12 protein-coding genes are annotated in these 13,703 nt (G+C 65.5%); 7 read left to right on the top strand and 5 right to left on the bottom strand.

What is annotated here, in order from left to right:
* Window positions 1-109 precede the first annotated feature (109 nt).
* Genes GWQ44_RS15045 through GWQ44_RS15030 form a run of 4 tightly spaced genes read left to right on the top strand, consistent with a single transcriptional unit; the run spans window position 110 to window position 3,075 of the window.
* A complete protein-coding gene (locus tag GWQ44_RS15045) occupies window positions 110-775 on the top strand; it encodes an amino acid ABC transporter permease (protein WP_016962816.1) in 666 nt (221 codons plus the stop codon).
* Window positions 756-1,415: an amino acid ABC transporter permease gene (locus GWQ44_RS15040; protein WP_275927674.1), complete on the top strand. Its 660-nt coding sequence runs from the start codon at window positions 756-758 to the stop codon at window positions 1,413-1,415. Before GWQ44_RS15045 ends, GWQ44_RS15040 begins: the two co-directional genes overlap by 20 nt.
* Window positions 1,412-2,194, top strand: coding sequence for an amino acid ABC transporter ATP-binding protein (locus GWQ44_RS15035; protein WP_275927673.1), 783 nt, complete (start codon window positions 1,412-1,414; stop codon window positions 2,192-2,194). Before GWQ44_RS15040 ends, GWQ44_RS15035 begins: the two co-directional genes overlap by 4 nt.
* Window positions 2,191-3,075, top strand: a complete 885-nt coding sequence (locus GWQ44_RS15030) for a transporter substrate-binding domain-containing protein (RefSeq protein ID WP_275927672.1) — start codon at window positions 2,191-2,193, stop codon at window positions 3,073-3,075. Before GWQ44_RS15035 ends, GWQ44_RS15030 begins: the two co-directional genes overlap by 4 nt.
* A 165-nt stretch (window positions 3,076-3,240) precedes the next feature.
* Here GWQ44_RS15030 and GWQ44_RS15025 read toward each other — a convergent pair whose 3' ends face one another.
* Complete coding sequence (locus tag GWQ44_RS15025) at window positions 3,241-4,437, bottom strand: AAA family ATPase (protein WP_016967329.1); 1,197 nt, start codon at window positions 4,435-4,437, stop codon at window positions 3,241-3,243.
* A 259-nt stretch (window positions 4,438-4,696) separates the two neighbouring features.
* Between GWQ44_RS15025 and GWQ44_RS15020 the strand changes: the two genes are divergently transcribed.
* Genes GWQ44_RS15020 through GWQ44_RS15010 form a run of 3 tightly spaced genes read left to right on the top strand, consistent with a single transcriptional unit; the run spans window position 4,697 to window position 9,941 of the window.
* Window positions 4,697-5,791, top strand: a complete 1,095-nt coding sequence (locus GWQ44_RS15020) for an efflux RND transporter periplasmic adaptor subunit (protein WP_179598737.1) — start codon at window positions 4,697-4,699, stop codon at window positions 5,789-5,791.
* Window positions 5,788-6,858: an efflux RND transporter periplasmic adaptor subunit gene (locus tag GWQ44_RS15015; RefSeq protein WP_016967328.1), complete on the top strand. Its 1,071-nt coding sequence runs from the start codon at window positions 5,788-5,790 to the stop codon at window positions 6,856-6,858. The genes GWQ44_RS15020 and GWQ44_RS15015 overlap by 4 nt, the downstream gene beginning before the upstream one ends.
* Entirely contained in the window at window positions 6,855-9,941 is a 3,087-nt protein-coding gene (locus tag GWQ44_RS15010; RefSeq protein WP_275927671.1) for an efflux RND transporter permease subunit, read from the top strand. Before GWQ44_RS15015 ends, GWQ44_RS15010 begins: the two co-directional genes overlap by 4 nt.
* Before the next feature lie 222 nt (window positions 9,942-10,163).
* On the opposite strand, the gene GWQ44_RS15005 is transcribed toward GWQ44_RS15010, so the two are convergent.
* From GWQ44_RS15005 to GWQ44_RS14990, 4 genes are all read right to left on the bottom strand, one after another.
* Window positions 10,164-10,790 (bottom strand): class I SAM-dependent methyltransferase, encoded by a 627-nt coding sequence (locus GWQ44_RS15005; protein ID WP_275927670.1) that lies wholly within the window; start codon window positions 10,788-10,790, stop codon window positions 10,164-10,166.
* A gap of 164 nt (window positions 10,791-10,954) precedes the next feature.
* On the bottom strand, window positions 10,955-11,599 hold the full coding sequence (locus GWQ44_RS15000) for a methionine ABC transporter permease (protein WP_011058620.1): 645 nt from the start codon (window positions 11,597-11,599) through the stop codon (window positions 10,955-10,957).
* A complete protein-coding gene (locus tag GWQ44_RS14995) occupies window positions 11,589-12,713 on the bottom strand; it encodes an ATP-binding cassette domain-containing protein (protein ID WP_275927669.1) in 1,125 nt (374 codons plus the stop codon). Before GWQ44_RS14995 ends, GWQ44_RS15000 begins: the two co-directional genes overlap by 11 nt.
* 1 nt (window position 12,714) lies before the next feature.
* Window positions 12,715-13,524 carry a MetQ/NlpA family ABC transporter substrate-binding protein gene (locus GWQ44_RS14990; protein ID WP_275927668.1) on the bottom strand — a complete coding sequence of 270 codons (810 nt, stop codon included), beginning with the start codon at window positions 13,522-13,524 and terminating at the stop codon, window positions 12,715-12,717.
* Window positions 13,525-13,703 lie beyond the last annotated feature (179 nt).

Genomic DNA, 13,703 nt, shown 5'->3' with positions numbered 1-13,703 from the left:
ATTTAAATTCTGCTTTTTATAGCTATAAAGTCGCGGCAGCCGGGCGGTTACCCACTGCCCCACGGACTGCGCCACCGCCGCTGTACCCCAGCGGCGTTCAGGATGATTCATGACCCTCGATTACGCTTTTATCCTCAGCACCCTGCCGGCCTTTCTCAAGGCCGTGGGGGTGACCCTGCAGGTCGGCCTGATCGCCATTGGCACCTCGCTGCTGGTGGCCCTGATCAACGCCACTGTCCTGGTGTTTCGCACCCCTTACCTGCACCGGCTGATCGGCCTGTACGTGGAACTGGCGCGCAACACACCGCTGCTGATCCAGCTGTTCTTCGTCTACTTCGCCTTGCCGGCACTGGGGATCAAGGTGTCGGGGTTCACTGCGGCGATCATCACCATGACCTTTCTCGGCGGCGCCTACCTCACCGAAGTGCTGCGCGCCGGCGTGGATGCAGTGCCCCAGGCACAGTTGGAATCGGGGCGCTCCATCGGCCTGTCGCAGTGGCAGTTGCTGCGCTACGTGATCCTGCCCCAGGCCGGGATCCTCAGCCTGCCGTCGCTGTTCGCCAATTTCATTTTCCTGCTCAAGGAAACCACCGTGGTTTCGGCGGTGGCGGTGCCGGAGATTCTCTACACCACCAAGAGCTACATCGCCCTGTACTACAAGACCTACGAAATGCTCGCCGTGCTGACGCTGATCTGCGTGCTGTTGTTCCTGCCGTTGTCGCTGTTGCTCAGCCGTCTGGAAAGGAGGCTGCAACATGGCCAGTTCGGGTCTTGAGCTGTTGCTGGTGTCCTTGCCGCAACTGGCCCGGGGCGCTGCGCAGACCTTGTCGATTTCCCTGCTGAGCATTGCCTTCAGCACCCTGGGCGGGGTGCTCTACGGCGTGCTGCGCAGCTTGCAACGCAAGGTGCTGGACGTGCCGCTGCGGATCTACCTGGAGCTGTTCCGGGCGATCCCGGTGCTGGTCTGGTTGTACCTGCTGTTCTTCGGCTTTCCGATCTTCTTCGGCCTCAGCATTCCCAGCTTCACCTGCGCGGTGCTGGTGCTGTCGCTGTGGGGCGCCAGCGAGGTCGGCGAGGTGGTCCGCGGGGCCCTGCAATCCCTGCCCCGGGGCCAGCGGGAAGCGGGCTTGTCCATTGGCCTTTCCGCTGCCCAGTTGTACGGCTACGTACTGCTGCCCCAGACGCTGAAGCGCATGACCCCGCCGACCATCAACGTCTACACGCGAATCATCAAGACCAGCTCCCTGGCGGTGCTGATCGGCGTGGTGGACGTGATCAAGGTCGGCCAGCAGATCATCGAGCGCACCTACGAGTCGGTGTTGATCTACGGCGTGTTGTTCCTGTTTTTCTTCTTTATCTGCTACCCGCTGTCGGCCGCTTCCCGCGTGCTGGAGCGGCGCTGGACGCAAGCATGAGCGCATTGATCGAGTTCCAGGGTTTCAACAAATTCTTTGGCCCGCAGCAGGTGCTCAAGGAGGTCGACCTCAGCGTGGCCGCAGGGGAGGTGATCGTCATCCTCGGCCCCAGCGGCTGCGGCAAGAGCACTCTGCTGCGCTGCCTCAACGGCCTGGAAAGCGCCCAAAGCGGCCATCTGCGTTTCGCCGGGCGCGAGCTGCTCAACCCCGACACCGATTGGCGCCAGGTGCGCCAGCAGATCGGCATGGTGTTCCAGAGCTATCACCTGTTCCCCCACATGAACGTGCTGGACAACCTCCTCCTCGGGCCGCTCAAGGTGCAAAAGCGCGAGCCCCGGGAAGCCCGGGCCCAGGCCGAGGCGCTGCTGGAACGGGTGGGCCTGCTGGACAAGCGCGAGGCTTTTCCCCGGCAGCTGTCCGGCGGCCAGCAGCAACGCATCGCCATCGTCCGCTCGTTGTGCATGAACCCCCAGGTGATGCTGTTCGACGAGGTCACCGCGGCCCTTGATCCGGAGATGGTCAAGGAAGTGCTGCAGGTGATCCAGGGCCTGGCCCGGGACGGCATGACCCTGTTGATCGTCACCCATGAAATGGCCTTCGCCCGGGCCGTGGCCGACCGCATCGTGTTCATGGACGGCGGGCGCATCGTGGAACACAACACCCCCGAGGCTTTCTTCACGAACCCGCAGAGCGCACGCGCGCAGCAGTTCCTGGAGAAGTTCTCCTTCGTTGCAGCACTGCCCAAGAAAGCCCCCAAAAAGGAACTGGAGCTCTTATGAAAACTGCCAAGTCTTCGTTGTTGTTACTGCCGCTGTTCGGTCTGGCCCTGCTGGCCGGCTGCGATAAAGCGGCCGAGGCGCCCAAGCCGGCGGCCACCGCTGCCAGCGCCGCGCCGGCGCCTGGCTACCTGGACAAGATCAAGGCCCGGGACAAGCTGATCGTCGGCGTGTTCACCGACAAGCCGCCGTTCGGTTTCGTCGATGAAACCGGGCGCTACGTGGGCTTCGATACCGACATCGGCCGCCAGTTCGCCAAGGACCTGCTGGGGGACGAGAACAAGGTGGAGTTCGTCGCCGTGGAACCGGCCAGCCGCATTCCCTTCCTGCAGAGCGACAAGGTTGACCTGATCCTGGCCAACATGACCGTGACCCCGGAGCGCAAGCAGGCGGTGGAATTCACCAACCCCAACCTCAAGGTGGCGGTGCAGGCCCTGGTGCCCGAAGGCAGCCCGGTGAAGAGCCTGGATGACCTGGCGACCCGCACCACCATCGTTACCACCGGCACCACCGCGGACATCTGGCTGACCCAGAACCACCCGGACTGGAAGCTGCTCAAGTTCGAGAAGAACACCGAGTCCCTGCAAGCCCTGGCCAATGGCCGTGGCGACGCCTATGCCCAGGACAACCTGATCCTGTTCAGCTGGTCCAAGCAGAACCCGGGCTACCGTGTATTGCCGCAGACCCTGGGCGAACAGGCGCCGATTGCCCCGGCGGTGAAGAAGGGCAATATCGAGCTGCGGGATTGGGTGAATGCCGAACTGGCCAAGCTCGGCGAGGAGAAGTACCTGCTCAAGCTGTATGACCAGTACGTGCGCAAGGAACTGAGCGACGACACCCCGCCTGAGAGCGTGATTGTCGAAGGCGGCAAATGGCAGGGCTGAGGCGTACTGTCAGCTGCTGAAAGCGGATCCTGAATCCACTGTGTAGCCGCTGCCGAAGGCTGCGAACGGCTCCGAAGGAGACGCCGCTCTTGAGGGCCTCGGAAGGTCCTGCGGACCTTATCGCAGCCTTCGGCAGCGGCTACAGGGTGTGGGGAGACGCGATTTTCAGTCAGGCCAGTGCCACGCCGGTTCGTCCAGCAGGCGCTGGCCGACGATGCCGGTCTGGCCCAGCTGTTTTTCCAGCACGATGCAGTTGCATTCGGGGGCTTCCTGCAAGGCCGCGATCAGGCGCCGGGCGTGGGACACCACCCACACCTGGCACTGCTCTGAAGCCCTGATGATCAAGCGCGCCAGGGCCGGCAACAGGTCCGGGTGCAGGCTGGTCTCCGGTTCGTTGAGCACCATCAGGCTCGGCGGACGCGGGGTCAGCAAGGCCGCCACCAGCAACAGGTAGCGCAAGGTGCCGTCCGACAGTTCCGCCGCCGACAGCGGTCGCAACAAGCCTTCCTGGTGCAGCTGCACGCTGAACAAGCCCCCCGGAACGGCATCGATCTGCAGCCGCGAATCCGGGAAGGCGTCGCTGATGCTCTCGTGCAATGCCTGCTGATCGCCCACCTCGATAATGGTCTGCAACGCGGCGGCCAGGTCCCGGCCATCGTGGTGCAGCACCGGGGTGCGGGTGCCCAGCTGTGGTCGGCGCGCGGGTGCCTGGCTGTCGGTGCGCAAGTGGTCATAGAAACGCCAGCCACGAATCTGCTCGCGCAGATGCAGGACCTCGGGCGATGAGCTCAGGTTGCCCACCCGGTCGAACAGGCTGTCGCCGCTGCTCGTATGCTGCGCCAGTACCTCCCATTGACGCCCCGCGCGGGCTCGTACCATCGGTCCCTGGCGGTCTACCAGGGCACTGGCCGAGCGATACAGGGGCCCGCCCCAGATGCTCTCGCGCTTGATCCACGGGTCGAGAGTGAAGCGCGAGGCAATCGGCAGGCTGTGCCCGGGCAACATGAAATGACCGCTGGAATCCGGCAGCCCCAGGCTGATCGCGTACCCGAAGTCCTCACCGGCAAAGCCCAGCTGCAGGCGTCTGGCGGCCTTGCGCGGCCCGCCCTGGACCGGCACCTCGCCCTGGCTCATGCGCCGGCTGATCTGTTCCGGCCCGGCCCAGAAGGTCGACTCCAACCCGCCTTCCTTGGCCAGGGCATTGACCACCCCGCCCTGGGCGGTTTCCGCCAGCAGGCGCAGGGCGCGGTACAGGTTGGACTTGCCGCTGCCATTGGCGCCGGTGATCAGGTTCAGCCGGCCGAGGGGCATCACCAGGTTGTTGATGGAACGGTAATTGGCCACCGCCAGGGTCTTGAGCATGTCGGATCTCCTGCTGCGTGGTGCGCAGTGTGCCTGATTTGGAGAGCGGGAGCTTGCTTGCGGCTGCCCTCGAAACCGACGTTGTGCTTGCCAGGATAGAGCGCGTCGAGGGCCGTTGCGGCTGCTGCGCAGCCGAGCGGGAGCAAGCTCCCTCGCCACCGAAGCCCCCACTGATGAGAGCTGCGTGCAAGGGTTGAACCCTGTTCTAAGCTCACAGTCGTAACGTCACTGGCGCGACGAACAAGCACAAGGAGTCTGCATGACCGGTCTCAATTCGAAGTGGATGGTGGGGCTGGGTCTGCTGGCTCTGCTCGGCGGCTGCGGGGCGGAAAAGCCGACCGAGAAGGAGCACCCGCGGGTGCGGATCCAGTCGGTGCAGAGCAGCGATTTTGCGCCTTCGGTGACCCTCACCGGCGACATCCAGGCTCGGGTGCAGACCGAGTTGTCGTTCCGCGTGGGCGGCAAGATCATCCAGCGTCTGGTGGATGTCGGCGACCGGGTTTCCGCCCAGCAGGTACTGGCTCGGCTCGATCCCAAGGACTTGCAGACCAATGTCGATTCCGCCGCCGCCTCGGTGTTCGCCGAGCAGGCCCGGGTCAAGCAGGCCAGCGCGGCGTTTGTCCGCCAGCAGAAGCTCTTGCCCAAGGGCTACACCAGCCAGAGCGAATACGACTCGGCCCAGGCCGCCCTGCGCAGCAGCCAGAGCGCCCTGAGCGCGGCCCAGGCGCAACTGGCCAACGCCCGCGAGCAGTTGAGCTACACCGAGCTGGTGGCCGAGGCGCCGGGGGTGATCACCGCGCGCCAGGCCGAGGTCGGTCAGGTGGTGCAGGCTACCATGCCGATCTTCAGCCTGGCCCGGGACGGCGAGCGCGACGCGGTGTTCAACGTCTACGAGTCGTTGCTGATGGAGCCGCCGGGCCAGGAAACCATCCACATCAGTCTGCTGGACAACCCCAAGGTGGCCACCACCGGCAAGGTCCGTGAAGTGACTCCGGTGGTTTCGGCCCAGAGCGGCACGGTGCAGGTCAAGGTGCTGCTCGATGCACTGCCGGCGGGCATGGACCTGGGCTCGGTGGTCAGCGCCACCGCCCGGGCCAATGGCAAGGCCAGCGTGGTGCTGCCCTGGTCGGCGTTGACCAAGAACCTCCGCGAGCCGGCGGTGTGGCTGGTGGGCGAGGACGGCAAGACCGTGCTGCACAACGTCAAGGTCGGGCGTTACCTGACCGGCAAGGTGATTATCAGCGAGGGCCTCAAGGGCGGCGAGAAAGTGGTGGTGGCGGGGGGGCAATTGTTGCACCCGGGGATGAGGGTGGAGATTGCCGCCAGCGGCGACGATCAGGGAGCGCAACCATGAAGCGCCTGCTGCCACTGTTGTGCGCCGCCGCCCTGCTACCGGGCTGCTCCAGGGAAGAACCGGCGCCGGAACCGGTGCGTCCGGTGCTGTCGATCCGGGTGGTGGCGCAGTCCGAGGAAAGCCTGGGGCGCTTTGCCGGTAACATCCAGGCCCGTTATGAAACCAACCTGGGCTTCCGGGTGCCGGGGCGCATCGCCAACCGCGCGGTCGATGTCGGCGCCGAAGTCGGCCCCGGGGACTTGCTGGCGACCCTCGACCCCACCGACCAGCAGAACCAGTTGCGGGCCGCCCAGGGCGACCTGGCCAAGGTCGAGGCGCAGTGGATCAACGCCCAGGCCAATGCCCGGCGCCAGCAGGAACTGTTCGACCGTGGGGTCGGCGCCCAGGCGCAACTGGACATCGCCCAGACCGACCTGAAGACCACCGGCGCCGCCCTGGATCAGGCCAAGGCCGCGCTGCGCCAGGCCCAGGACCAGCTCAACTACAGCCAGTTGCGCAGCGATCACGGCGGCGTGGTCACCGCCTGGAACGCCGAAGCCGGACAGGTGGTGACCGCCGGCCAGCAGGTGGTGACCCTGGCCCGGCCGGAGATCAAGGAAGCGGTGATCGACCTGCCGGCGAGCCTGGTTGACCAGCTGCCGGCGGACGTGGAATTCAAGGTCGCCGCACAACTGGACCCGAGCATCAGCACCACCGCCACCGTGCGCGAGATCGAGCCCCAGGCCCAGAGCGCGACCCGTACCCGGCGCGCGCGCCTGACCCTCAAGGACACCCCCGAGGCCTTTCGCCTGGGCACCGCCATCAGCGTGACCCTGAGCTCGGCCATCGCGCCGCGCACCGAGTTGCCGCTCAGTGCCCTGCAAGAGGTGGATGGCCAGACCCGGATCTGGGTCATCGACCCGCAGAGCCAGACCGTCGCCCCGCGTGAGATCAAGGTGCTCAGCCGCGACGCGGATTCGGCGCTGATCGGCCAGGGGGTCAAGCCCGGCGAGCGCGTGGTCAGTGCCGGGGTCAACAGCCTCAAGCCGGGGCAGAAAGTCAAAATCGACGAGGATCGCGCGCAATGACGCCTGCCAGCAAAGGAAGCTTCAACCTGTCCGAATGGGCTATCAAACATCAGTCCTTCGTCTGGTACCTGATGTTCGTCGCGCTGCTGATGGGGGTGTTTTCCTACCTGAACCTGGGGCGTGAGGAAGACCCGTCCTTCACCATCAAGACCATGGTGATCCAGACCCGCTGGCCCGGCGCGACCCAGGAAGAAACCCTGAAGCAGGTCACCGACCGCATCGAGAAAAAACTCGAAGAACTGGATTCGCTGGACTACGTGAAAAGCTACACCCGCCCCGGCGAGTCGACGGTGTTCGTCTACCTGCGCGACACCACCAGTGCCAAGGACATTCCCGAGATCTGGTATCAGGTGCGCAAGAAGATCAACGACATCCGCGGCGACTTTCCCCAGGGCTTGCAGGGCCCGGGTTTCAACGATGAATTCGGCGATGTGTTCGGCTCGGTCTATGCCTTCACCGCCGACGGCCTGAGCATGCGCCAGCTGCGGGACTACGTGGAGCAGGTCCGCGCGCAGATCCGCGAAGTGCCGAACCTGGGCAAGGTGGAGATGGTCGGTGAGCAGGACGAAGTCATCTACCTCAACTTCTCCACCCGCAAGCTGGCGGCCCTGGGCATCGACCAGCGCCAGGTCCTGCAAAGCCTGCAAGCGCAGAACGCGGTGACCCCGGCCGGGGTGATCGAGGCCGGACCGGAGCGGATCTCGGTGCGCACTTCCGGGCAGTTCGCCTCGGAGAAGGACCTGGCCACGGTCAACCTGCGGCTCAACGACCGCTTCTATCGCTTGGCGGACATCGCCGACATCAGCCGCGGCTACGTCGACCCGTCCACGCCGCTGTTCCGCTTCAATGGCCAGCCGGCCATCGGCCTGGCGATTGCCATGAAGAAGGGCGGCAACATCCAGGACTTCGGCAAGGCCCTGCATGCGCGCATGAACGAGCTGACCGCCGACCTGCCGATCGGCATCGGCGTGCACAAGGTGTCCGACCAGGCCGAGGTGGTGCAGGAGGCGGTGGGCGGTTTCACCAGCGCCCTGTTCGAGGCGGTGATCATCGTCCTGGTGGTGAGCTTCATCAGCCTCGGGGTGCGCGCCGGGCTGGTGGTGGCCTGCTCGATTCCGCTGGTGCTGGCCATGGTCTTCGTGTTCATGGAGTACAGCGGCATCACCATGCAGCGGATCTCCCTGGGGGCCTTGATCATCGCCCTGGGGCTGCTGGTGGACGACGCCATGATCACCGTGGAAATGATGGTCACCCGCCTGGAGAAGGGCGAGAGCAAGGAGCAGGCGGCGACCTTTGCCTACACCTCCACCGCCTTCCCGATGCTCACCGGGACCCTGGTGACCGTGGCTGGCTTCGTGCCCATCGGCCTCAACGCCAGCTCCGCCGGCGAGTACACCTTCACCCTGTTCGCGGTGATCGCCGTGGCCATGCTGGTGTCGTGGATCGTCGCGGTGCTGTTCGCCCCGGTGATCGGCATCCACATCCTCAGTACCAACGTCAAACCCCACTCCGAGGAGCCGGGGCGCATCGGTCGTGCCTTCAATGGCGGCCTGCTGTGGGCCATGCGCAACCGCTGGTGGGCGATCGGCATCACCGTGCTGCTGTTCGCCGCCTCGGTGTTCGGCATGCGCTTCGTGCAGAACCAGTTCTTTCCGTCTTCCGACCGGCCGGAGATCCTGGTGGACCTCAACCTGCCGCAGAACGCCTCGATCAACGAGACCCGCATGGCCGTTGACCGGCTGGAAGCGACCCTCAAGGACGACCCGGACATCGAGCGCTGGAGCACCTACATCGGCGAAGGCGCGATCCGTTTCTACCTGCCCCTGGACCAGCAACTGCAGAACCCCTACTACGCCCAGCTGGTGATCGTCAGCAAGGGCCTGGAGCAGCGCACCGCCCTGAGCGAGCGCTTGCGCAAGCGCCTGCGCGAAGACTTCGTCGGCATTGGCAGCTATGTGCAGGCCCTGGAAATGGGCCCGCCAGTGGGGCGGCCGATCCAGTACCGGGTCAGCGGCAAGGACATCGACCAGGTGCGCAAGCACGCCATCGACCTGGCCACCGAACTGGACCAGAACCCGCATATCGGCGAGATCATCTACGACTGGAACGAGCCCGGCAAAGTGCTGCGCATCGACATCGCCCAGGACAAGGCGCGCCAGCTCGGGCTGTCCTCGGAAGACGTGGCGCGGCTGATGAACAGCATCGTCAGCGGCTCCACCGTGACCCAGGTGCATGACGACATCTACCTGATCAACGTGGTCGGCCGCGCCGACGACAATGAACGCGGCTCCCCGGAAACCCTGCAGAACCTGCAGATCGTCACCCCCAGCGGCACCTCGATTCCGCTGCTGGCTTTTGCCACGGTGGGCTACGAACTGGAGCAGCCGCTGGTATGGCGCCGCGACCGCAAGCCGACCATCACCATCAAGGCCGCGGTGCGCGACGCGATCCAGCCCACCGACCTGGTCAAGCAACTCAAGCCGACCATCGAGCGCTTCGCCTCCAGCCTGCCGGCCGGTTATTCGGTGGCCACCGGCGGCACCGTGGAGGAAAGCGGCAAGGCCCAGGGCCCGATCGCCAAGGTGGTGCCGCTGATGCTGTTCCTCATGGCGACCTTTCTGATGATCCAGCTGCACAGCGTGCAGAAGCTGTTCCTGGTGGCCAGCGTGGCGCCCCTGGGGCTGATCGGCGTGGTCCTGGCCCTGGTGCCCACCGGCACGCCCATGGGCTTTGTGGCGATCCTCGGGATCCTCGCGCTGATCGGCATCATCATCCGCAACTCGGTGATCCTGGTGACCCAGATCGACGACTACGAGCGCGAGGGTTATCACCCCTGGGACGCGGTACTGGAAGCCACCCACCACCGGCGCCGGCCGATCCTGCTGACCGCCGCCGCGGCCAGCCTGGGGATGATCCCGATTGCCCGTGAAGTGTTCTGGGGGCCGATGGCCTACGCCATGATTGGCGGCATCATCGTTGCCACCTTGCTGACCTTGCTGTTCCTCCCGGCGCTGTACGTGGCCTGGTACAAAATCAAGGAGCCCAGCCAAGACTCCGACCGCGACCGCCCCACGGCCTCGTAGCAGCTGGCTTGCCAGCGAAGGGGCCCGAGAGGCGAGCGCTTGATCCGGAAACGCCTTCGCCGGCAAGCCGGCGCCTGCGAGGTTGGCGGTGTTGCGAATGGCCTAGGCAGCCCGCGGTCGTAGGAGCTGGCTTGCCAGCGAAGAGGCCCGAGAGGCGGGCGCCTGATCCGCAAGCGCTTTCGCCGGCAAGCCGGCTCCTACAGGGGAGTGGGGCGGGAGGGCTCAGGCCTTGTGCCAGACGCTGGCCAGCCAGGGTTGCTGTTCCCGGGGCAGGCCGGCGGGGCGGTAGTAGTGCTCCAGTTCGATAAAGCCTGCCTCGGTCAGCAGTGCCTGCCAGGCCGCGAGGTCGTGGTAGGCGCCGTAGCGTGGGCCGTTCCAGCCTTCCTGGTTGTCGCCGCGCGGGTTGGAGCTGAACAGCACGCCGCCGTCCTTGAGGCTGGCATGCAACTGCTTGAGCACCCGTGGCAGTTCCTGGCGGGGAATGTGAAACAGCACCGCGTTGGCGAAGATGCCGTCGAAGTGACCCGCCGGTAGATCGAGCTTGAGAAAGTCCTGCTGCCACACTTCGCAACCGCTGTCGTCCCGGGCCATCTGGGCAAAGCGCTCGCAGCCGTCGAGGCCGATGGCCACGTGGCCCAGGCGGGTGAAGGTTTGCAGATCGCGCCCCGGACCGCAGCCGAAGTCCAGCACGCGGAACGGCGCCGGGCCCTGGATATGCCGCAGCAGCGCGTCGATGTTCTGGCTGACGTCGTGGTCGCGGGTGCCTTCACGAAAGTCTTCGGCCACCTGCTGGTAGTGGCCGAGGGTGGTGGCGGTGATGGTATCGAGATCGTCGGGGGCGAGTTTCATGGCGGGTCGCATGGCGTTAAGGGAATGGCCCGAATATACCCCATGCACCCTGTAGCCGCTGCCGCAGGCTGCGAACGGCTCCGCAGGAGACGCCGCTCTTGAGGGCCTCGCAAGGTCCTGCGGACCTTGGTCGCAGCCTGCGGCAGCGGCTACACGGGATGCCACTAGCGTTTGTTCAGCACCCGCGCCAGACGGTCGCCGCCCAGCTGGATCGCCGCCACCAGGATCACCAGCAGCACGATCACCGTGAGCATGATCTGGCTGTCGAAACGCTGGTAACCGTAGCGGTAGGCAATGTCCCCCAGGCCACCCGCGCCAATCGCCCCGGCCATCGCCGAGGAGTTGATCATGGTCACCAGGGTGATGGTGAAGCCTCCAACGATGCCCGGCAGCGCCTCGGGCAGCAGCACGTGCCAGACGATGTGCCAGCGTCGGCAGCCCATGGCCTGGGCGGCTTCGATCAGGCCGTGGTCGACCTCCCGCAAGCTCACTTCGGCGATCCGCGCAAAGAACGGCGTGGCGGCAATGGTCAGCGGCACCACCGCCGCCCACACGCCGTAGGTGGTGCCGACGATCAGCCGGGTAAAGGGGATCAGCGCCACCATCAGGATCAGGAACGGAATCGAGCGGAACAGGTTCACAAAGGCCCCCAGGGCCCGGTTCAGGTTCGGCGCTTCATAGATCCCGCCCTTGCCGCTGGTGACCAGGATTACCGCCAGGGGAATCCCCGCCAGCAGGGCGATCAGCGAGGACACGCCAACCATCAGCAGGGTGTCGAGAATGCCCTGCAACAAGCGATCAAACCACATAGCCCAGTACCTCCACTTGCTGTGCCCATTGCCCGGCGCGCTGGCGCAGCTCCGCCGCCCCCAGGGACGAGCCCTGGACCGCCAGCAGCAGTTGCCCCAGGGCGTGGCCCTGGATGCGTTCCACGCCGCCTTGCAGCAGGCGCACGCGACCGCCGAGGGCGCTGAACAGCGCCGCCAGATCCGGCTCCTCACGCTGGCTGCCGGTAAAGCGCAGGCTCAGCACCACGGCGGCCTCGGACGATTCGGGATGACTGCGCAGACGGCTTTGCAGCTCTGGCGGCAGGCCGTGCTGCAACGGCGCCAGCAGGGTCTTGCTGACCTCGTGTTGCGGGTGGCCGAAGACTTCCCAGACCGGCCCCTGTTCGACGATGCGCCCGTGTTCCAGCACCACCACCCGGTCGCAGATCTCGCGGATCACCGCCATCTCGTGGGTGATGAGGATGATGGTCAGGCCCAGGCGCTGATTGATCTGTTTCAGCAGGCCGAGGATCGACTGGGTGGTTTCCGGGTCCAGGGCCGAAGTGGCCTCGTCGCACAGCAGGATCTCGGGATCGTGGACCAGGGCCCGGGCGATGCCCACCCGCTGCTTCTGCCCGCCGGACAGCTGCGCCGGGTAGGCCTGGTGCTTGTCCTTGAGGCCCACCAGTTCCAGTAGCTCGCGGACCTTGCGCTCGCGCTCGGCCTTGGGCACCCCGGCCACCTTCAGCGGCAGCTCGACGTTGTGCCACACGGTCTTGGCCGACATCAGGTTGAAGTGCTGGAAGATCATGCCGATGCGCCGGCGCAGGGCGACCAGGCGGTCTTCGTCGAAGTCGCCGATGTCCACCTGATCGATCAGCACCCGGCCGCTGCTGGGCTGCTCCAGGCGGTTGATGGTACGGATCAGCGACGACTTGCCGGCGCCGCTGCGGCCGATGATACCGAACACTTCGCCGCGCTGGATCGACAGGTCGATGCCGTGCAAGGCCTGCACCGTGCCCTGCTGGCCCTGATAGGTCTTGCCCAGGCCGATAAAGCGCACCTGGGCGCGATTCAGTTCGGGGTGCAGCTCGGTCCGTTCGGCGCTGTGGGGCGCCGGGTCGGCTAGCTTGCGCTGTAGCGTCGCGACACTCATCTCAACCTTCCCAGCCGGCTTGGTAGAGCTTGCCGTGGGCTTTATCCAGGGCGGCGCGAACCTGTGGCGAGTGCTGGTAGATATCGACGAACTTGATCAGCCGCGGGTCGTTCTTGCTCTTGGGCTGGATCACGAACTGGATCACGTATTCCTTGTGGTCCAGGCCGTCGAACAGCAGCGCCGAGCCGGCATCGAAGGTCTTGGCCAGGCGGATGTAGGCCGGGTAACCCTGGACCAGATCGGCGTCGTCATAGGCGCGCACCAGTTGCACGGCTTCGACCTGGAGGATCTTGATCTTCTTCGGGTTGCTGACGATGTCTTCTTCGGTGGCCTTGTAGCCGACGCCCGGCTTGAGGGTGATCAGCCCGGCCTTGGCCAGCAGTTGCAGGCCGCGACCGCTGTTGATCGGGTCGTTGGCGATGGCCACGCTGGCGCCGACGGGCAGTTCGTCGAAGCTTTTGTATTTTTTCGAGTACAGGCCGACGTTGTTGATGATCCCGGGGGCGAAGGGCACCAGATCGAAACCGGCGGCGGCCTTGGCGTTTTCCAGGAACGGGATGTGCTGGAAGTAGTTCACGTCGATATCGCCGGCGGCCAGGCTGACGTTGGGGGCGATCCAGTCGGTGAATTCCACCAGCTCGACTTTCAGGCCCTGTTTGCCGGCCTCTTCCACGGCAGCCTCCAGGGGAATGGCGAAGGCGGCGGTGGTGCCGACCTTGAGCGGCGCGTCAGCGGCGAAGACGGCGCTGCTGAACAGGCCGAGGGCGAGGGCCAGGGCTTTGACCGGGTGGCGCAGGAGCGTGGTTTTCATGATGGTTACTTCCAGTCAATCCGAATGATGAGGTTGAACAATTGCCTTTGGGTGTGGCGAAGACCGCTGTCTGTGGCGAGGGAGCTTGCTCCCGTTGGGCCGCAAAGCGGCCCCAGATCCAGGTGGCGTGGTGCTGCAGGCATACCGCGCCGTCAGGGTTTGGGCTTGCTGTGCAAGCC

This window comes from Pseudomonas sp. 3MA1, from assembly GCF_029237275.1.
In the GTDB taxonomy this organism is placed as follows: domain Bacteria; phylum Pseudomonadota; class Gammaproteobacteria; order Pseudomonadales; family Pseudomonadaceae; genus Aquipseudomonas; species Aquipseudomonas fluorescens_AP.
This window is presented reverse-complemented; position numbering and strand designations above follow the sequence as displayed.

Excerpts from the sequence above, each read along its gene's own strand:
- GWQ44_RS15000 (WP_011058620.1), bottom strand. The coding sequence starts at position 11,599 with ATGTGGTTTGATCGCTTGTTGCAGGGCATTCTCGACACCCTGCTGATG.
- GWQ44_RS15040 (WP_275927674.1), top strand. The coding sequence starts at position 756 with ATGGCCAGTTCGGGTCTTGAGCTGTTGCTGGTGTCCTTGCCGCAACTG.
- GWQ44_RS15025 (WP_016967329.1), bottom strand. The coding sequence starts at position 4,437 with ATGCTCAAGACCCTGGCGGTGGCCAATTACCGTTCCATCAACAACCTG.
- GWQ44_RS15015 (WP_016967328.1), top strand. The coding sequence starts at position 5,788 with ATGAAGCGCCTGCTGCCACTGTTGTGCGCCGCCGCCCTGCTACCGGGC.
- GWQ44_RS15010 (WP_275927671.1), top strand. The coding sequence starts at position 6,855 with ATGACGCCTGCCAGCAAAGGAAGCTTCAACCTGTCCGAATGGGCTATC.
- GWQ44_RS15035 (WP_275927673.1), top strand. The coding sequence starts at position 1,412 with ATGAGCGCATTGATCGAGTTCCAGGGTTTCAACAAATTCTTTGGCCCG.
- GWQ44_RS15045 (WP_016962816.1), top strand. The coding sequence starts at position 110 with ATGACCCTCGATTACGCTTTTATCCTCAGCACCCTGCCGGCCTTTCTC.
- GWQ44_RS14990 (WP_275927668.1), bottom strand. The coding sequence starts at position 13,524 with ATGAAAACCACGCTCCTGCGCCACCCGGTCAAAGCCCTGGCCCTCGCC.
- GWQ44_RS15030 (WP_275927672.1), top strand. The coding sequence starts at position 2,191 with ATGAAAACTGCCAAGTCTTCGTTGTTGTTACTGCCGCTGTTCGGTCTG.
- GWQ44_RS14995 (WP_275927669.1), bottom strand. The coding sequence starts at position 12,713 with ATGAGTGTCGCGACGCTACAGCGCAAGCTAGCCGACCCGGCGCCCCAC.
- GWQ44_RS15005 (WP_275927670.1), bottom strand. The coding sequence starts at position 10,790 with ATGAAACTCGCCCCCGACGATCTCGATACCATCACCGCCACCACCCTC.
- GWQ44_RS15020 (WP_179598737.1), top strand. The coding sequence starts at position 4,697 with ATGACCGGTCTCAATTCGAAGTGGATGGTGGGGCTGGGTCTGCTGGCT.